Below are 17,463 nucleotides of genomic sequence, written 5' to 3' on the forward strand. Positions count from 1 at the left end.
GAGCCGCCCATGAGCCAGATGAGCCAGATGAGCCAGATGAGCTTTTCCGATTTCGAATTCGCCGGCAAGCGTAAGCAAACACGCTACGAACGATTCCTTGCCGAGATGGATCAGGTCGTGCTCTGGAGCGGCTTGCTGACGTTGATTGAGCCGTATTACCCAAAGGCTGGCGGTGGCCGCAAACCGTATCCGTTGGAAACCATGCTGCGTATTCACCTGTTGCAGAGCTGGTTCTCGCTGAGTGACCCGGCAATGGAGGGAGCACTGTATGAAATCACTCCCATGCGCCAGTTCGCCCATCTGACCTTGAGCGCGCCGATTCCTGAAGACACCATGATCATGAATTTCCGGCATTTGCTGGAAAAGCATAAGTTGGCGCTGGCGATCCTCGCGGTCATCAATGGTTATTTGCAGGAAAAAGGCCTTTCCCAGCGTCAAGGCACCATCGTCGATGCCACGATTATCCATGCGCCCAGCTCGACCAAGAACGAAGACGGCAAGCGTGATCCTGAAATGCATCAAACGAAGAAAGGTAATCAATATTTCTTCGGAGTGAAGGCGCATATCGGCGCTGATGTGGAGTCGGGGCTGGTTCATCACGTTCACGGCACGGCGGCGAATGTGGCCGACGTCACCCAAGTTGCGCAGCTGCTGCACGGCGATGGAAACACGGTGTATGCCGACGCGGGGCACACCAGTGTCGAGAAATGTGAGGAGCATGAAAATCGTGAGGTGATCTGGCAGATCACCGCGCGGCGCAGCACCTATTCCAGGCTCAATAAACGCAGCCTGTTCTACAAGGCCAAGCGCAAAATCGAGTATTGCAAAGCCCAGACGCGGGCCAGGGTTGAGCATCCTTTTCGAGTGATCAAGCGCCAGTTCGGTTATGTGAAAGTGCGCTTTCGTGGACTGATGAAAAACACCGCTCAGCTGACCACGCTGTTCGCCCTGTCAACCCTGTGGATGGTTCGAAAACAGCTGATGGTTATGGGCGAGTTGCGCATGTAACACGGAGAAATGGACTAAAAAGCCCGACAAGGCGGTGCGTACGGGAGTTTTCGCAGTAAATAGCGCTGAGCGCCACGGTTTTTTCAACTTGCCGCGCGGTTGCGGAAAGTTGAACGGAGCTTCCCTACAGGCAGGTCAAATATATATGGATTCACAAGTTCGTTGAATTATTCTCGTGAGTTTCGATTGCTCAATGAGGGATTTATATCAAATGTCTAATTCTTTAAATTTAGATCGGCAGGTGTTTGTTGCGCGGGATTGCAGATCTAGTGAGGTTTCAACTTCATCGATTTCGTTTGTTTGTTGTATTGAAAGTGGGCGGCTTGAAAATCAAACTCTCCTTATGATCAAAACGCTTAGAAAATTTGGCGGTCGGTTGGCAAATTGTACAGTATTTGCAGTAAAGGCACGTGTTGGTGCGCCCCTTTCGCGAGCAACGTTGCGTGCAATGTGCGAGTTAGATGTGACCTACGTCGATGACAGTGCATATAATGTGGCGCCTTGGTTTAACTATTCAAATAAGCCGGCGGCGGTATATTGGGCGCAATGTAATGCAACAACTGATTTAATTTCTTGGCTTGATAGTGATATTTTGATTGCATCGGAGCCATCGGGGCTGCTGTTAGATTTAGACGTTGATTTTGCCGCCCGTGCAGAATATCTTCCGCCAGCTATACATGAGGGGGTTGCAATAAATTGTCCTTATTGGCAGTCGTTGTGCAAGTTGTTAGATGCCAATTTCGATGAGCTTCCATGGATATCACTAGAAAGTCCGGTGGTAAAAGTGCGTGCTTACTTTAACTCGGGTGCATTTGTCTGGCGTAGAAGTAGTTGTTTTGCTGAAAGCTATTTTTCAGCATTCGAAAAACTACTGAAAAGTAAACTGGCAAGCAGTTCAGGGTCTGCATGGTATGCTGATCAAGTTGTTATTTCTCCCGTGCTGGTAAAGAATAATATCAGGTGGCGCCACTTAAGCCTTGTGGAACATCACATGGCTTTTCCTGGGCATATCGTCGGTCCATCAGCGACACCGTCCATGAAAAGTTCTAATATCATTCATTATTCTGGGTCGCTTTCTGGTGAGTCGGAACCAGCAATGCTGGAACGACTCTTTAATGAAATACCACATGTCCATAAAGAAGTGTTGGAACACAGGGTAAGCAGTGAGGCTCCCAGGCTAAATATTCTATGGGTCCCGTTACGTGTTTTGAGAAAAATCAGGCTTTGGTATTTCTTGAGATCTCTCGATGTTGCTAAAATTGGTGTGTAACGAAAGTATATCGCGCGTATTCAACATTTATACGCTCCTGAGTGCGTATTCGTTGGGTGTAACTCAATTTCTGCCCGGTAACAATGGCTCCGTTACGCTGCAAAATTCGCGTTACAGCATTCTAAAGCCTTGTCGTTTCTCAGTAAATTTTCCGGAGGTTGGTCAGAGTGTTGACGTCGGACGAGCGGTCATGAGAGTCGGTGTAGACCTGACCGCTTTCGACTTCAAGCAGGCATACCACGACCTCGTTTTTGTCATAGCCAAGGGAAATGCCACGCAGAATTTCCATGCGCCAGCTCGGGCCAAGATTTATCCAGCCCGGCGGCTTCTGGATGAACATGGTTGAACGCTTCTTTCGCGACATCACGGTGTGCCTGCGTGACGGTAGTTTCAGCTCGGTTCGCGAACTGGAAAGCTCGATCACCACGTTCCTGGCACTGCGAAATGCACAGCCGACTCGCTACGTCTGGAATGCGAAGGGCGAAGATATCTTGAACAAGATACAGCGAGCCCGTGAGGCAATGGCTTTACGAGCTAATGGGTAAGTTATTTTCAAAACAGCACACTAGGGCAAAAACGATGCCAGCTAAAACCAGAATGACGATTAACGCGCGAAAGTGCTCAGGCATGGATTCTTGAACCCATGGATTGGTGAGCAACGGCTAGTGAGATGACCAATTGTAGCTATAGTAACGTGCGTACCATTTGAGTTTGGGGTTGATGTCATGCCTCCAATTGATTTATCGCCATCGTTGAGCCTTCGCAGGCGAGCGATATCTGCTGGGGCATGGAATCTGGGGGCGCTTGTAACGTCTCAAGCCATTCGCTTGGGCGGCAACCTGGTAATGGCCCGTCTGCTGATGCCGGAAATGTTCGGCATGATGGTCATCGCCACCACCGTTTCGGTGGTTCTGCACTTGCTTTCCGATGTCGGTTTGCGCCAGAACATTATCCAGAGCCCGCGTGGCGACGATCCAGTGTTTCTCAATACCGCCTGGACCGTGCAGATCCTGCGTGGCGTTGTCCTTTTTACTTCGACACTTCTAATCGCGGGCTTCACCTGGTTTGCGCAAGTCATCAATTTGTGGTCGGCCAATTCCACCTATGCCGCACCGGAGTTGCCGCTGGTGTTGGCCTTTACCGGTTTTACCGCGATCATCTTTGGGTTCCAGTCGACGAAACTCGACTTGGCCGTTTGCGATTTCCAGCAAAAGAAAGTGGTGCTAGCCGAGTTTGCGTCCCAGCTTGCCGGCCTGCTGGTGATGCTGGGCGCCGGTTACTTCACCAGGTCTATCTGGTTCGGCGGTAGCATGTCGGCCACTGAACTGGGCGCCTACTCCATTGCGGTGCTGATTTTGGGAGCTCTTCAAATCGGAGCGCAGAGGTTGGTCGGGGCCGTGGCCATGCCGGCCTTCAGCGAGGTCACAAGAGTTAATGACACCGCACAGCTTCGCGCTTTGTATTACCGCATCCGATTGGTTGTCGATCTTGCCTTGCTGTTTGTCTGCGGACTGTTCTTGACCGCCAGTCCATTCATCATCAGCTGTTTGTACGATGAGCGTTATGCCCAGGTCGGCAGCATGATGGCCATTCTTCCACTTTCTTTTTTCACATTGCGCTACGGGGTGGCTCATCAGCTTTGGCTAGCCTTGGGACTCACAAAGTACCAAGCCATGGATAACATTATTCGCGTTGTTTCGTTATGGGTGCTGCTGCCCCTGCTGCTGGCGCTTGGCGTAGTGGTTGGGGCGCTTGTGGCAATGAGAGTTCAACACTTTTTTTGGGAGCAACCTAATGATTAGTGCTCCTCTTGATGTGCTGGTAGTTAACTACAATACAGCGACTCTGCTGCAGCCCATGTTTAACGCGTTGCGCGAGTCAAATAGTGCGGATCGAACGCGCTATTTAGTGGTGGACAATGCCTCTGTCGATAACTCGCTAGAGTGCCTGGCAACGGTTTGCCCAGAGGCATTGCTGCTGGCCAATGAAAATAATGTTGGCTTTGGTCGTGCCAACAATCAATTGATTGAGCACCTGCAGGGCGAGTACGCGTTGCTCCTCAATACCGATGCATTCGTTGCTGCTGATACCCTGAGCAAGACTCTCGATTACATGGCGGCTCACCCTGATTGCGGAGTCCTTGGCGTTCGACTGGTTGGGCGAGAGGGTGATTTGCAGCCCTCCTGTCGCTATTTTCCGACGCCGTTGAATGTCTTCCTCTCGCGTACAGGGCTTGAGCGCTTTTTCCCTGTGGTGAAGAGGGTCGACGACATGGACTGGGATCATGCCTCGGTCCGTGAGTGCGACTGGGTGCCCGGCTGCTATTACTTGATCCGCCGTGAAGTCATCGATCAGGTTGGTTTGTTCGACCCGCGCTACTTTCTTTACTACGAGGAGGTCGATCACTGCAAACGCGTTAAACAGGCCGGTTGGAAGGTGGTTTATTACCCGCATACCACGGTGGTGCATATCGGCGGTGAAAGTGCCAAATCGGTTGTCGAGCTCAATGTGGTCAGTCGACAGATACCCAGGTTACAAATCGAAAGCGAGCTTTTGTACTTTCGCAAGCACCACGGTCTACTGGGTTTGGCCTCTCATATGTTACTGGTGAGCCTGGGTGATCTGATTCTGGCGCTCAAGGCTCTATTGAAAGGCCGCGGCCGGGCCGCCATAGGGGCGTGTTGGCAGCATGCTCGTGATACTTGGGCGTTGCTGCGCGATACCCACTTTGCTAGCCGACCAACACGGTAGGTCAACCTTATGTTCGAAAATATACGTGCGGACTTGCGTGCATACGCTGGTGATTGGGCTGCTCAGGGGTTCTGGGTGATGCTGGTTTATCGCTTTGGGCGCTGGCGCTACGGAGTGCGCCCGGCATTCTTGCGTAAGTTGTTCTCCTTTATATACAAAGTGCTCTTCAAATTGGTGCAGATCGTGACGGGTATCGAGCTGCCGTGTGAGGTGGTGATTGGGCGCAACTTCGTCATCGATCATTTCGGCGGAATCGTGATCAGTGGTTATGCTCAGTTCGGCGATGATTGCCGTATCCGCAATGGCGTGGTCGTGGGGCTCAAGAATGTGGATGAGCCGATTGCCCCGGTGATGGGTAACAACGTTGATATCGGTGCCGGGGCCAAGGTGCTGGGCAATATCCGCATTGGCAACAACGTCGTGATCGGTGCCAATGCCGTGGTGCTGACAGATGTACCGGACGACTCGGTGGCAGTGGGCGTGCCTGCGACTATCAAGAAAAGGCAGCGCGCAGAAGCAAGGGAATGCTTATGAACCCTCCGGTGGACGATATCGAGCAGTTTTACATCGCTGAGTGAACTCAATGGCTACTGGTGTTGGTGTCGTTGTTATCGGTCGCAATGAAGGCCTGCGGCTTGAGCGTTGCCTGGCTTCGCTGGGCGGTGCGGCGCAGAAGGTTATTTATGTCGACTCTGGATCAACGGATGGTTCAGTCCAGATGGCACGGCGGCTTGGGGTCGAGGTGGTTGAGTTGGATATGTCGATTCCCTTTACGGCTGCACGTGCGCGCAATGAAGGATTTGCCTGCGTGCAACGTTTATTGCCGGCGATGCGTTATGTGCAGTTTGTCGATGGTGATTGCGAGGTTGTCGGTGGCTGGCTGCCCCGGGCGCAGGCCTTTCTTGATGCTCAGCCTGAGGTTGCGGTGGTCTGTGGACGGCGCCGTGAGCGTTTTCCACAGCGTTCGATTTACAACTTGTTGTGTGATCTTGAATGGGATACCCCGATAGGTGAGGCCAAGGCGTGTGGTGGCGATGCGCTGATACGGGCTGAAGCGTTCGCCGCAGTGTCTGGTTTTCGAGCGGAGCTTATTGCCGGGGAAGAGCCTGAGTTGTGTGTACGTCTGCGTGCGAACGGATGGAAGGTCTGGCGCCTGGCTGACGAAATGACCTTGCACGATGCGGCCATGACCCGCTTCGGCCAATGGTGGCGGCGTACCCTGCGTGGTGGCTATGCCTTTGCCGAGGGCGCATTTTTGCATGGGGCCGCACCGGAGCAACATTGGCAGCGTGAGTCGCGCCGGGCCTGGCTCTGGGGCTTGGGTGTCCCGCTGGCGACTGTGATGGCGAGTTTGATGCTGGGATGGTTTGGGCTGCTTCTGCTGCTGGTCTATCCACTGCAAGTGGCGCGCTTGGCTCGCCGGGGCGATAGATCAGCGCGCGAAAACTGGCTGCAGGCCTTCTTTCTGGTGCTGAGCAAATTTCCCGAGATGCTCGGGCAAGTCAAGTTTCTGTTGCACAGATTGGGCGCCGGCAAGACGGCGTTGATCGAATACAAGTGAGACGGCTATGAATGATTGGCTGATACTAAAAAGCGTGTTTTCTTTACATGCAGGGTATTCCTTCAGGGCGTTGAAAAATAAGCTTGTATTACTGATTTTAGTTGGAAAAAACTGGTCCGAGCTAAAGTTGTTTTTGTGGCGTATGTCGAATGCCCTGGGCAAGACCGGTTTTGAGAAGTTGGGAGGTGATTGTGTCGGTGTTGTTCATTGGCCGTACATCAGTCGATGCTGGAGACCTCAGGATAGACTTGGTGTCTTGGCCTCGCATTACGAAGTCGTCACAAAAAGCTGTCCGCAGCTATTACTTCTGGGACGAAATGACAGCTTGATGTTGAGTGACTTGTCGGGGTGCTCTGTTGGTTGTTCCTTGGTTCTGGATCGTCCGGTATGGTTTATGCGTGAAGGGGAGTTAGTGCTGAATTTGTTTCAGGGTGATTTGCGTATTGCATCAATAGCGTTCACCTTGTGTCGCACGGAAGTTGAGTTATGTATTTTTATCGGTGCCGTTCAAGGGATACACAAAGGCGTAGAGAGTGACAGGTCTTTGGACATTTATAGAGCACTGACAAAAGATTTCGAAGGCCTTCGCCCAAGAAGTCTTCTGATCGAAGCTATTAAGTATATTGCAAGCAGTGTTGGTGTTGAAAAGATTTATGCGATAGGGGATGGATATCGTCATCATCGTCATCCATATTTTGGGGCTGAAAAAGCTCAAGACCTGGCGGCTGATTATGATGCCATATGGTTGGAACATGGAGCAATTCCGTCAGAGCGCGAAGACTTTTTTGAAATCCCCATGGTATTGTCCAAAAAATCGCTTGATTGTATTCCTTCAAAAAAACGTGCCATGTACCGCAGACGTTATGAGCTTCTAGATGATATTTTTTCAAGGATAGATAGTGTGTTAATGGGCCGTTGTACAACTAACACAAGCGCTCATCAGGTCGATATTTGACTGTCGGGCCTGACAGCATGATACTGCAGTAGTCGCTCTTGGTCAGTTGCCGGGCGACACTGTTTCAACTATTGGTTTCGACGTGTATATAAGGTACCGGAGCAAAAATTCCAGGTGGGGTATTGCTCGGAAAAAATGCAAGGATCGGAATAAACCCCGTGGTGCTTGTTGACGTTCTTGATAATTGTACTACTGTAAAACTACCTGTAGTAATAGTTCACCGCAACGACATCTAAGCTGGTTCCTATGCGTATCGCTTATTTGATCAATCAATACCCCAAGGTCAGCCATAGCTTCATTCGTCGCGAGATTTTGGCGTTAGAGCGCCAGGGCTTTGTGGTGCAGCGCATTGCTCTGCGTGGTTGGGATGCCGAGTTGGTGGATGCCGAGGACGTGTCCGAGCGCAGTAAAACTTCCTATGTGTTGCAGGGCGGAGTCAAAGAGCTGTTAGTGCCTGTGCTGAAGGTACTGCGCGCCCAGCCGCGACGCTTTTTTTCGGCGTTGTGGCTGGCGCTACGTATGGGCCGGCATGCCGATCGGCCCTGGCCGTACCATTTGGTCTATTTGTCCGAGGCATGTCGCCTGCTGTTTTGGTTGCAGGCGTTCGGCGCCGAGCATGTGCATGCGCATTTCGGCACTAACTCAACCGAGGTGGTGATGCTGGCCAATGCACTCGGCGGGCCAGCGTACAGTTTTACGGTGCACGGCCCGGAAGAGTTCGACAAACCGCAGTTTATTCATTTGGGCGAGAAAGTCCGGCGCGCGGCTTTTGTCGCGGCTATCAGCTCTTATGGACGCAGCCAGCTGTTTCGCTGGGTAGCTCATGCGCACTGGGCAAGGGTAAAGGTGGTGCATTGTGGGCTGGAGCGGGCGTTTCACGATGTACCTGCAGTTGCCGTACCGTCCGTACCGCGGTTGGTCTGCGTGGGTCGCTTGTGTGAGCAGAAGGGCCAACTGTTGCTGCTTGAGGCCGCCCGTATCCTGGCAGCGCAAGCCGTGGTGTTCGAGATAGTACTGGCCGGCGACGGGGAAATACGTGCGCAAATCGAAGCCCTGATTGCACTGCATGGTTTGCAAGCGCAGGTGCGAATCACTGGCTGGATTAGCAGTGAGCAGGTGCGGGCGGAAATTCTTGCAGCGCGGGCCTTGGTGTTGCCGAGCTTCGCCGAGGGCTTGCCGGTAGTAATCATGGAGGCCATGGCCTTGCGCCGGCCAGTACTGACGACCTATGTGGCGGGCATTCCCGAGTTAGTGCGTCAGGGCGAGAACGGTTGGTTGTTTCCCGCTGGAGCTGTGGATGAGTTGGCGGCGGTGCTGGCGGACTGCCTCGCGCAACCCGTCGAGGTGTTGCAGCGGATGGGCGAGGCGGCTTATCAGAGAGTGCTGGAGCGACACGATATCGATACCGAAGCGGCCAAGTTGGCTAATTTGTTTAGGGCGCAAGCATGATCACCTTACTTGATTGGCTGTTCAGTACACTGTTGGTGCTCATAGTCCTGCCGGTGTTGGTGCTGTTTTTGCAGGTGCTGCTGGCCTGCCTGCCTGTGCGGTTGCGCTCGTCGGCGCAAAGATCGCGGCTGCGGGTGGCGGTGTTGGTACCGGCACACAACGAATCCTCGATGATCGTCGCGACGTTAAATAGCATTCGGCCGCAGTTGCTAGAGGGCGATCGCTTATTGGTGGTGGCGGACAACTGTTCTGACGACACGGCCGCGCTGGCCCGCACGGCGGGAGCCGAGGTGGTGGAACGCAGCAATGATCAGCAGTGTGGCAAAGGTTACGCGCTGGACTTTGGGGTACGTCATTTAGCGAGCGTTGCGCCGGACGTCGTGATCATTGTCGATGCTGATTGCCAGGTGGGTGAGGGCTCTATTGAGCGTTTGGCAATGTGTTGCATCGACTCAGGGCGGCCAACGCAGGCACTTAATTTAATGCTTGCTCCAGCAGGTTCCGGGCTAAAAGTGCGGTTTGCCGAGTTTGCCTGGCGTGTGAAGAATCTGGTGCGGCCGCAAGGTTGGGCTTGGCTTGGTTTGCCCTGTCAGTTAATGGGTACGGGAATGGCTTTCGTCTGGCGGGATCTGGCGTTGATCAATTTAGCCAGTGGTCACATCGTCGAAGATTTGAAGATGGGCTTCGATTTCTGCCGCAGCGGTAAGCCGCCTTTGTTTTGCCCCGATGCCCTGGTGACCAGTTATTTTCCGCGCAGTGATGAAGGCTTAAGTATCCAGCGTACGCGCTGGGAGCATGGTCATCTGGGGGTAATCCTTGGCGATGCGCCAAAGTTGTTTGTAGAGTCGATCAGCCGGCGTAACTGGAACCTCCTGGCGATGACGCTGGATTTATGGGTCCCTCCGTTGGCCTTATTGACTATAGTGTTGGGGGCTGTTTTTAGTCTGTCATGGTTGGTGTTTATGCTGTTTGGAGCTTTGGCTCCAGCATTAATCGCTTCTGTCGGGGTGGCACTATTGAATGTGACTATCTTGCTGGCATGGAGCCAATGTGGTCGCGAGATTATATCTTTTTCAGCCTTGTTGTATGCGCCGTTCTACGTGGTGAAAAAAATACCCCTGTATCTAGGCTTTTTGCTTAAGCGCCAAGTTGAGTGGGTGCGTTCGAAGCGAGATGACAACTAATGCGCGCTTTCGCTTGGCAGCACAACTGGCAAACGATTATCCAGAAGCTCAGGGTGGTCAGTGATCTCGATGATGAGCAAGGATTGATTGATGCTTTATCCAAGCCTGAGGCGGCGACAGTACTTGGATTCGTCAATGCCTTTGCCATGAACTTGGTGGCGGGCAACACCGATTACTATAACGCGCTGTCCGCTGCTGACGTGTTACTACGGGATGGCTCCGGCATGGCTATCCTGTTTCGCCGATTCGGCTTGGTGCCGGGGTTAAATATGAATGGCACGGATTTTATCCCCAAATTACTGGCCGCTTTCAAGGGCCGGCGCGTGGCTTTTTGGGGCACTGCAGAACCCTTTCTAGCGAATGCGGTGCAGCGTAGCGAAGCGGTATTTGCGGTCAATGTAGTTTCTGCTCACCATGGTTTTGCTGAGGTGGATGCCTACATCAACCTTGCCCGGCAACTGCAGCCAGAATTGATTGTGCTGGGCATGGGCATGCCCAAGCAAGAAGCCGTTGCTGCCAGGCTGGCTGCCAGCGGCGTGCCATGCCTGATAGTGTGCGGCGGGGCGATCCTGGATTTTCTCGGTGGCAAGGTTGTTCGGGCTCCGCAATGGGTGCGTCGTCTCGGTTGTGAGTGGGTATTCAGGCTGATGATTGAGCCAAAGCGGTTATTCAGTCGCTATGTGGTTGGTAATCCACTTTTCTTGTTGCGCACGCTGATCTGCAGAGATGCGCCTACATTAAGGAAGCCCTGAAATACATTGCCGAAGGGCGAGGGCGGTTCGTCCGGCCTCTACGTTGATGGCGATGCTGCGCGTGCATCTGTTGCAGAACTGGTTCGGTTGCAGCGATCCGACCATGGGAAGGCATTGTACGAAAGCACTACCTACACCTTCCGTCGATTGGCAAACACGATAAATCCAAACAACGCGGAAGAAAATAACCATGCTGCCGCAGGAAGCGGTACCGTACTCCGTTGATTGATATAAGAATTGGCTGTCCCAGCCAGACCTATACCCTGGACATGCCGACCCACCCTGAACTGGCCATTGGCAAGCGCCGCAATTAAACTTTTGAATGAAGAAGTATTGGCGCACGGCCCAAGGAAGCTGACCCACTCGCCGAGAGCGTTGACCCCATTGTTAAGCACGCCCTTGGTCGCAATGCTCTGTGTGTCAGAATCGCCGGAGAAGTCGGTGTGAAAGCCAATGGCGTTGCCACCCGCGCGCTCTTTGATCAGCATGCCTGGTTGAGGCCCTAAATCCTCGCCAGAGTTGCTCATGCAATTAGATTCATAGACCAAACTGGCCGCCTGAGCACTAGAAATAGTCGCACCATTCAGGAGTATTAATAACAAAACGGACTTAATAAAAAGTGTCAGGTGCATAACATCGCCTCCCTGAGCAGAGGAGTATGCTTTTGTCGGATGAAGGATTCCTTATCAAGTTAAATTGAGCATAGTAGGCACATCGCTATCGCGTCAATAGTGCGTCACTACGATAAATATAAATAGAAAGTCAGTGCAATTGCGTCAAAATAACGTCGCAGGAAACAGGTCAGTCATCAATCAAGCGGGCTCTATCCGCATGAAATAGCTTCAGGCTTGAGCATCGCCCAAAACAGCGGTGCGATCACTCTGGCCAAGGCGGTCTCGGTGCCAGCGCGCACGTCCATGGGCTCGGTGGCGAGCCAGATGGCATCGATACGGATCATTGAACGAGCCCACGGATGAATCGGGCACAGCCTTCGGGGGCGGAAGTGGGCCACTTTACGGTGAGCGTTTGCTGACCAAGCGCTAACTCAATAGTCGTCAACGTTTCGGTCTTTCGTTTTGTTTTGACTTTCACAGAAATGAAAGCTGGCAGAGTGGCAGCCTCCTGATCGCGGTAAAGCGGTAGCCACCGGCGAACGACATTCGCGTTGATGCCATGCCTCATCGCAATAGCCGCCACGGAAACACCGGGCTGCTTGCACTCTTGGACGATTTGGGTCTTGAAGGATTTCGGGTAGGACTTACGTTTACGATTCAATTATTGGAGGCGTCCCCCAAACGAAGCAGATCTTAGTCCCGTTGGCTACGCTGATAGAGTTCAGCGACCCAGGGCGAATTTTTGAGCCCGAACGCGGAAGACATCAATTATCGGTGTCTATTTCGGACCTTCCTTAGCATTTATCGGATAGGAAAAAGATGAACACTACCGAGACTGCGAAATTTACTGTACGAACCGCATGTATCAGTTGTGGCGGCACCAGCCTAGTCGAATTGTCTGCGGGACGGTTTGATGAAGGTGCGGTTCAGCGCTTCGTCGAAGAAGATCCTTGGGGTGAGCATCCAGCTCCGTTCTTGCGAGAACAGCAATGGTCTTTTGTCGCCTGCAAAGATTGCGGTTTGATGTTTCATCGCTATATTCTCGACCCGGAATGGAATGAGCGCCGATTTTCTAAGTGGATGTCGCAGGACGCCATCGAAGCGTTCGAGAAATATTCGAATACACCTGCAGATGTGTTTAGGAAGGCAGCAGGCTACACAGCGCACGTCCTCCAAATCGAACAACTAACCCGTTCCTTACGTGGTTCCGAAGTACCTCGTGTGCTGGACTTCGGTTGCGGCTATGGTGGCTTCCTTTCAATGTGTTCAATGTACGGTTTCGAGGCGTATGGCGTGGACCGGTCAGCCGCAAAGCGCGATAACAACAGCTTCTCCAAAGTATTCGCCGAGATTGAGGACATTGCCAACATGTCCCCATTCCATGCTTTGACACTCTTTGAGGTTTTAGAGCATCTCGACGACCCACACGGCCTAATGCTGCGATTGAGCGAACTTCTCGCAACCGGTGGCATTCTAGTGCTTGAGACACCTGACTGCTCGGGAGTGCGCACCATCGAAACTAGAGACGATTATGGAAAAATCCACCCACTTGAACACATCAACGCCTTTACGCCAGAAACGCTTAAGCGCTTCGCTACGCGATTAGGTTTCGCGCCTATTCGCAAGCCGGTCAGTTGCGTAACGTGCGACTCGATGAAGTTCGTGAAGACCGTTGCGAAGCGGCTGCTAGGTCCAGCGATGCTGCCGACGACCCAGTTGTATTTCCGCAAACTTTAGTCGGCTCTTTAGGGTGCCTCTAAAAACTGGTTTTTCGAGCAGCAGTGAGCGATAACTTCGCCACCATCACGTGGGCCAGCAGGCCCGCGGTCGGGATGCCCCGACTTCAATTCAATAACCGTGTTGCACTCAGCTCCAGCATCCACCCTTTGCAATACACAATCTTCGACTTTTCCGGATGCATGGAGCGCCTACGGAAAACTGACCCTCCCTGCCGATTGAAATTTGACCCAAGGCGCGTTGCTGATACCCAAATGGGTGTTTGATCACTCGGAATGGGGGCTCGACCTTGGAGCGAGGAGCGTGGTTCAGATCAAGTCTTCATGAAGGGAATAGGTCTAGAGTGCGCTCAACCTCATCGGGGTCGATTCTAAAGCCATCGCCCTCTGGCGTTCCCACCACAAAGCCAAAATTTTGGTGATCGCGATCCGTTAGATACTTGTAATAACAGATGAAACGATTCGGGGGCTGCAGAGCCAGCAATGAGCCGCCAGGCTGAAGTACATTGACACCATGTACGAGATGACTCCCCTCGACCCCCACCACGGTTTTTGCTCCAGCGCAGGTCGCTACGATGGTTGGGACATCGGTTTTCGAAGGGTCGACAATGCGAAAACCTCTGCGGTTATGCAGACGTTCAGCGAGTTCCATTTCATTGTGTAACAGTCGCAATTCACCGTTGCCGCCTCGCAGAATGAAAACTCCGGGGTGAGAGCTGTACCTTACGTGTGATAGTAATTTTTCACCCATCGCGCGGAAGCGTAAATGCCTATTTCGATTTTGACTTAGATCATCGAATATCACGAGCTCATGAAAAAACGCATTGCGCAAACGAACCGGTGTTATGCCAAGCCAGTCCTCATATTCGGGAGTCTGGGGAAATAGAGGAGACCTGGTGGATGGCGCGGTCGTCACCGGAACTCCTTCGTCGCATGCTAATGGGTAAGTGACACAGTCTTCCATCAGCCAGGAGCCAAACCATTTGTTTCCACCTGCTGTACAGTAAATCGCCCCGCGCTCCATCTCGGTTTCCACGGAGATTTTTGGAAGCCAACCAGATCTGGGAGATAAGCAGGATTTTGCGTTGCCCTTGTAGAGTGTTCCATCTATCAGCCAGACATCTTTAAGCAGGTAGCCCCGTGTTGGACCATGATCAACGCTGCCGATTCCTTCCATTGTACGACGAGGGTGTTCGTAAGGAAAAAAGCGTTCTTCTTCCCATCCTGTCACACGTTCGAGTTGATTGGGCAGGAAAAAAGCCGGTGGAGAAATTGATGTTTCGCCAGGCGCAATAGTCCAGGTTTTCACCGCTGCACTTTGCGGGGTTTCCGCCGGCTTTCGCATAACACGCGCTCTTACAATATGCCGGTATGCAGCAAGGTTCCATGTTGTCCGGTGGCTGCTCGTTAACACGCGTAATTCTGACATATCATCTTCACTCTAATCCGCGTTACAAAAAAACAGTAAATAGCGCAAGCGCCTAAACTGCATTTTTTAACATCAGAAAGCTGCTCAGGTAGATATAATTCTCTCCACAATGGGCGGGGACTTCAAGTGAGCATAACGACTACGTAACCTGTCGAGAAGGAGTTCGCTTGGGCTCTTGGCGCAGTAGAGATAAATTTTGTATAGTCCGCCAAACCCCATGTTAATATAACGAGTCGCCACTTCCTCATCGTTTTGCCCGTCCGGCAAGCCAAGATGAAGTGTCAGTTTTTTTCCCTCAACAGCAAATAACGGTGTATGCCAAAGGAGTTGGGCTGCACCCACCTTGGGTAGTCGGACAAACATATAAGCGTGGTTGCCCAGCGTATCAACATCACCGCCACGTCTTCTTTTCCATTCGAGAAGCCCATCGTCTGGACGGGCCAGGCAAGTACCGATGTCATAATAGTCAAAGCCATTGTTTATTGCCCACTCAAGCTCCATAAATGTAGTGATCGAGTTGACTTCATTCAGCCTTTTGGCATCTGAAAAAACCGCCTCAGGATAGCCAGCACGTATCATGCTCCAGTAGCGCTTTCCGGCCCGAGTAATTACGCACGCAAGTTGGCATGCAACAATTTCGTCCTCCAACAGTATTAGATCGAGCCGGCCGAAAGTCTTTGCTATCCTTAACACTTCATGTGGGGCAATTTGCGAGGCGGCAGTGCCATGCCTTGCGATGGCATAGGGTTGAAGCATTTCCCTGTCGGCTCTTTCAATTTCTTCGTCCGTCAGCGCCTGCTTCATTCGGTAGCGCGATTGGTTCTTGCGTATGTTTCGACGTAACTTACTATCGTATCCCGCCGTGATATCGTCGATGGAACGACCCAGCGGCACGATAGCACTCAGAAAGTGAGGTACATACAACGCGCCCAAGGTTGGTATTTCACTGACCAGAACCGTACGGTTTGATTTATCCGATTCCGATTTGCTGTCGGCCACAGGAGACTCTACCCCCATGAGAACCTTGGCCATCTCCCGCTGTGCTCTTCTTCCCACATAGAGGATGTCGTAAGGACTGTCTTTGCGCAGCTTGAATCTGACAATTTCCCAGCGCCAGAAACAGACTCGCCCAAGTATGTCTCGCAGCCAGGCTGTAGTTTTTCTTAGCTCAAATCGTATTGAGGGAGATATGAGTTTTCGGATCTGCACCGCTAAATACGCTTTCATTTTCGGCACTCTTTTTAACTTGCCTTCAGACTGGCTAATAGGCTCGCTTGCCGGAGAAGGCAAACAGCGTTCGCAGAAGAATGACGAAATCGAGCCAGAGCGACCAGTTGTTGATGTACTCAATGTCAGACTCAACACGCTGAATCATCTGTTCTATATCTTTCGTTTCACCGCGAAAGCCACGCACCTGAGCCAGGCCTGTGATGCCTGGCTTGATATTGTGACGCGCAAAGTAGTCTGCGATGCCAGGCGAGTACTGCGCATCATGCTGAATAGCATGCGGGCGAGGCCCCACCAGGGACATTTCCCCCATCAAAACGTTGAACAACTGTGGCAACTCATCCAGGCTAGTTCGCCGAATAAAGGCTCCAACCCTGGTCATGCGCGGATCATTCTTTTCTGCCTGCTTGACGATGCCGTCTTCCGGCTGATGGACGACCATGCTTCTGAACTTCCAGATACGAAAAACTCCACTCCACCCCATGCGCTCCTGTCGAAAGAACACCGGCCCAGGGCTATCGACCTTGATGGCAATCGCTATAGCCACCAGCAATGGAGCCGCCAGAAGCAAGATGAGAAAAGCCAAGACTTTGTCCTCAACATTCTTCAGAAACAGACGCATCCCCATCAGTGGAGTTTCAGACAAAGTCAGCACGGGAATACCGGCAATTTCACGAACGCTGTGATTGATCAAGCGCAGTGAAAAAATGTCAGGCACCCAATTAATAGCAATGTGCTTATCAAGCAGCTTTAAGTAAACATCCTTAATGACCTCCGAGCCATCCAGAGGTGTAACGAAATATACGGTACGAATGGAATGTCGCACGATTAACTTATCAAGGTCGGAGATATTACCCAGTATCGACAAACGTTGCGTGCTTTCTGAACCCTCCTTCCCTCGAACATCGCGCGATCCAATCAACACGCAACCGACCACTCGTTCACCCAGCCAGGGATTATTGCTTATTTTCTGGTGAAGGAAGCTGGCCAGCTCCCCCGAGCCAATAATAAGAGCGGTTTCCAAATGATTCGGGTGGGTCAAGAGTTTCTTCTGCACTTCGAGTGTCGCCAGGTGCAAAAGCAACTGAGCGAAATATCCAACAATAAATAACTGCGCAACCAATAAGCGCGAGTACTGTTCACTTTGTTTGGTCAGAAAGGCCATGACAACGAGAAAACCAAAAGCGGCAAGCCACGCCTTCAAAAGCTTAAATGCTTTGACGGTAAATCCAACATTGCTTCGGTAAATAGCATAATGGTCGTACACGACAGCCAACGCCCCAAGCAGCAACAGGAGCATGATGACATACGCTTGCGTTATAACGCCGATATGATAATCGATCAAATACCATGCGACACCGATCACCGCAACAAAATCGAGACCGGCCTGAATAGCGTTACTGGTACTGCTTCGTCGCTGGAGTATGGAGCGGCTACTGCTGGGTTCGAATATCATCATTAGACCTCATTAAATTGAGAATCCAAAACGCTTATCTATTAAGTAATAAAAAAGGCAATGAAGATATA

18 protein-coding genes and 2 pseudogenes are annotated in these 17,463 nt (G+C 51.9%); 13 read left to right on the forward strand and 7 right to left on the reverse strand.

Annotation, left to right across the window (positions count from 1 at the left end; all coding sequences use genetic code 11):
- Positions 1–27: 27 nt before the first annotated feature.
- Entirely contained in the window at positions 28–1,008 is a 981-nt protein-coding gene (locus AO353_RS21170) for an IS5 family transposase (protein ID WP_054598293.1), read from the forward strand.
- A 211-nt stretch (positions 1,009–1,219) separates the two neighbouring features.
- Positions 1,220–2,278 carry a hypothetical protein gene (locus tag AO353_RS31125; RefSeq protein WP_146016084.1) on the forward strand — a complete coding sequence of 353 codons (1,059 nt, stop codon included), beginning with the start codon at positions 1,220–1,222 and terminating at the stop codon, positions 2,276–2,278.
- 139 nt (positions 2,279–2,417) lie between these two features.
- Here AO353_RS31125 and AO353_RS30845 read toward each other — a convergent pair whose 3' ends face one another.
- On the reverse strand, positions 2,418–2,618 hold the full coding sequence (locus AO353_RS30845; RefSeq protein WP_054596702.1) for a hypothetical protein: 201 nt from the start codon (positions 2,616–2,618) through the stop codon (positions 2,418–2,420).
- Here AO353_RS30845 and AO353_RS29990 point away from each other — a divergent pair.
- From AO353_RS29990 to AO353_RS30850, 10 genes and pseudogenes are all read left to right on the forward strand, one after another.
- A pseudogene (locus AO353_RS29990) lies at positions 2,605–2,823 on the forward strand (IS630 family transposase); the annotation flags it as partial. The gene AO353_RS30845 and the pseudogene AO353_RS29990 overlap by 14 nt on opposite strands.
- A gap of 180 nt (positions 2,824–3,003) precedes the next feature.
- Complete coding sequence (locus tag AO353_RS21185) at positions 3,004–4,080, forward strand: oligosaccharide flippase family protein (RefSeq protein WP_081013780.1); 1,077 nt, start codon at positions 3,004–3,006, stop codon at positions 4,078–4,080.
- Complete coding sequence (locus AO353_RS21190) at positions 4,073–5,029, forward strand: glycosyltransferase family 2 protein (RefSeq protein ID WP_054596704.1); 957 nt, start codon at positions 4,073–4,075, stop codon at positions 5,027–5,029. Before AO353_RS21185 ends, AO353_RS21190 begins: the two co-directional genes overlap by 8 nt.
- Positions 5,030–5,038: 9 nt before the next feature.
- The gene (locus tag AO353_RS21195) at positions 5,039–5,563 is read left to right on the forward strand and encodes a serine O-acetyltransferase (RefSeq protein ID WP_054596705.1); all 525 of its coding nucleotides are present in this window, start codon (positions 5,039–5,041) and stop codon (positions 5,561–5,563) included.
- A gap of 49 nt (positions 5,564–5,612) precedes the next feature.
- Positions 5,613–6,590 (forward strand): glycosyltransferase family 2 protein, encoded by a 978-nt coding sequence (locus tag AO353_RS21200; protein ID WP_054596706.1) that lies wholly within the window; start codon positions 5,613–5,615, stop codon positions 6,588–6,590.
- Positions 6,591–6,597: 7 nt separating this feature from the next.
- Entirely contained in the window at positions 6,598–7,545 is a 948-nt protein-coding gene (locus AO353_RS29995; protein ID WP_081013781.1) for a DUF535 family protein, read from the forward strand.
- Between the two features lie 246 nt (positions 7,546–7,791).
- Positions 7,792–8,994, forward strand: coding sequence for a glycosyltransferase family 4 protein (locus AO353_RS21210; RefSeq protein WP_054596708.1), 1,203 nt, complete (start codon positions 7,792–7,794; stop codon positions 8,992–8,994).
- Entirely contained in the window at positions 8,991–10,178 is a 1,188-nt protein-coding gene (locus tag AO353_RS21215; RefSeq protein ID WP_054596709.1) for a glycosyltransferase family 2 protein, read from the forward strand. The genes AO353_RS21210 and AO353_RS21215 overlap by 4 nt, the downstream gene beginning before the upstream one ends.
- The gene (locus tag AO353_RS21220) at positions 10,178–10,930 is read left to right on the forward strand and encodes a WecB/TagA/CpsF family glycosyltransferase (protein WP_054596710.1); all 753 of its coding nucleotides are present in this window, start codon (positions 10,178–10,180) and stop codon (positions 10,928–10,930) included. Before AO353_RS21215 ends, AO353_RS21220 begins: the two co-directional genes overlap by 1 nt.
- Positions 10,931–10,939: 9 nt before the next feature.
- Positions 10,940–11,059, forward strand: a pseudogene (locus tag AO353_RS30850) (transposase); the annotation flags it as partial.
- A gap of 2 nt (positions 11,060–11,061) precedes the next feature.
- On the opposite strand, the gene AO353_RS31290 reads toward AO353_RS30850, so the two are convergent.
- The 3 genes from AO353_RS31290 to tnpA form a co-directional block, all read right to left on the reverse strand.
- Positions 11,062–11,562, reverse strand: coding sequence for a hypothetical protein (locus AO353_RS31290; RefSeq protein WP_054596711.1), 501 nt, complete (start codon positions 11,560–11,562; stop codon positions 11,062–11,064).
- Positions 11,563–11,753: 191 nt separating this feature from the next.
- On the reverse strand, positions 11,754–11,888 hold the full coding sequence (locus AO353_RS31880; protein WP_256583831.1) for a hypothetical protein: 135 nt from the start codon (positions 11,886–11,888) through the stop codon (positions 11,754–11,756).
- Positions 11,885–12,205 (reverse strand): IS66-like element accessory protein TnpA, encoded by a 321-nt coding sequence (gene tnpA / locus AO353_RS32245; RefSeq protein WP_081013782.1) that lies wholly within the window; start codon positions 12,203–12,205, stop codon positions 11,885–11,887. Before tnpA ends, AO353_RS31880 begins: the two co-directional genes overlap by 4 nt.
- A gap of 158 nt (positions 12,206–12,363) precedes the next feature.
- On the opposite strand from tnpA, the gene AO353_RS21230 reads away from it, so the two are divergent.
- Positions 12,364–13,281 (forward strand): class I SAM-dependent methyltransferase, encoded by a 918-nt coding sequence (locus tag AO353_RS21230; RefSeq protein WP_081013783.1) that lies wholly within the window; start codon positions 12,364–12,366, stop codon positions 13,279–13,281.
- A gap of 321 nt (positions 13,282–13,602) precedes the next feature.
- Here the strand turns inward: AO353_RS21230 and AO353_RS30005 are convergent, their stop codons facing one another.
- The 3 genes from AO353_RS30005 to AO353_RS21240 all read right to left on the reverse strand — a co-directional run bounded on the left by AO353_RS30005 (position 13,603) and on the right by AO353_RS21240 (position 17,392).
- A complete protein-coding gene (locus AO353_RS30005; RefSeq protein ID WP_081013784.1) occupies positions 13,603–14,709 on the reverse strand; it encodes a glycosyltransferase 61 family protein in 1,107 nt (368 codons plus the stop codon).
- Between the two features lie 84 nt (positions 14,710–14,793).
- Positions 14,794–15,936 (reverse strand): hypothetical protein, encoded by a 1,143-nt coding sequence (locus AO353_RS21235; protein ID WP_054596713.1) that lies wholly within the window; start codon positions 15,934–15,936, stop codon positions 14,794–14,796.
- A gap of 34 nt (positions 15,937–15,970) precedes the next feature.
- Positions 15,971–17,392 carry an undecaprenyl-phosphate glucose phosphotransferase gene (locus AO353_RS21240; protein ID WP_054598295.1) on the reverse strand — a complete coding sequence of 474 codons (1,422 nt, stop codon included), beginning with the start codon at positions 17,390–17,392 and terminating at the stop codon, positions 15,971–15,973.
- Positions 17,393–17,463 lie beyond the last annotated feature (71 nt).

Origin of the sequence: Pseudomonas fluorescens (assembly GCF_001307155.1) — a bacterium.
In the GTDB taxonomy this organism is placed as follows: Bacteria; Pseudomonadota; Gammaproteobacteria; order Pseudomonadales; family Pseudomonadaceae; genus Aquipseudomonas; species Aquipseudomonas helvetica.

Excerpts from the sequence above, each read along its gene's own strand:
- AO353_RS21170 (WP_054598293.1), top strand. The coding sequence starts at position 28 with ATGAGCCAGATGAGCTTTTCCGATTTCGAATTCGCCGGCAAGCGTAAG.
- AO353_RS31125 (WP_146016084.1), top strand. The coding sequence starts at position 1,220 with ATGTCTAATTCTTTAAATTTAGATCGGCAGGTGTTTGTTGCGCGGGAT.
- AO353_RS30845 (WP_054596702.1), bottom strand. The coding sequence starts at position 2,618 with ATGTTCATCCAGAAGCCGCCGGGCTGGATAAATCTTGGCCCGAGCTGG.
- AO353_RS21185 (WP_081013780.1), top strand. The coding sequence starts at position 3,004 with ATGCCTCCAATTGATTTATCGCCATCGTTGAGCCTTCGCAGGCGAGCG.
- AO353_RS21190 (WP_054596704.1), top strand. The coding sequence starts at position 4,073 with ATGATTAGTGCTCCTCTTGATGTGCTGGTAGTTAACTACAATACAGCG.
- AO353_RS21195 (WP_054596705.1), top strand. The coding sequence starts at position 5,039 with ATGTTCGAAAATATACGTGCGGACTTGCGTGCATACGCTGGTGATTGG.
- AO353_RS21200 (WP_054596706.1), top strand. The coding sequence starts at position 5,613 with ATGGCTACTGGTGTTGGTGTCGTTGTTATCGGTCGCAATGAAGGCCTG.
- AO353_RS29995 (WP_081013781.1), top strand. The coding sequence starts at position 6,598 with ATGAATGATTGGCTGATACTAAAAAGCGTGTTTTCTTTACATGCAGGG.
- AO353_RS21210 (WP_054596708.1), top strand. The coding sequence starts at position 7,792 with ATGCGTATCGCTTATTTGATCAATCAATACCCCAAGGTCAGCCATAGC.
- AO353_RS21215 (WP_054596709.1), top strand. The coding sequence starts at position 8,991 with ATGATCACCTTACTTGATTGGCTGTTCAGTACACTGTTGGTGCTCATA.
- AO353_RS21220 (WP_054596710.1), top strand. The coding sequence starts at position 10,178 with ATGCGCGCTTTCGCTTGGCAGCACAACTGGCAAACGATTATCCAGAAG.
- AO353_RS31290 (WP_054596711.1), bottom strand. The coding sequence starts at position 11,562 with ATGCACCTGACACTTTTTATTAAGTCCGTTTTGTTATTAATACTCCTG.
- AO353_RS31880 (WP_256583831.1), bottom strand. The coding sequence starts at position 11,888 with ATGATCCGTATCGATGCCATCTGGCTCGCCACCGAGCCCATGGACGTG.
- AO353_RS21230 (WP_081013783.1), top strand. The coding sequence starts at position 12,364 with ATGAACACTACCGAGACTGCGAAATTTACTGTACGAACCGCATGTATC.
- AO353_RS30005 (WP_081013784.1), bottom strand. The coding sequence starts at position 14,709 with ATGTCAGAATTACGCGTGTTAACGAGCAGCCACCGGACAACATGGAAC.
- AO353_RS21235 (WP_054596713.1), bottom strand. The coding sequence starts at position 15,936 with ATGAAAGCGTATTTAGCGGTGCAGATCCGAAAACTCATATCTCCCTCA.
- AO353_RS21240 (WP_054598295.1), bottom strand. The coding sequence starts at position 17,392 with ATGATATTCGAACCCAGCAGTAGCCGCTCCATACTCCAGCGACGAAGC.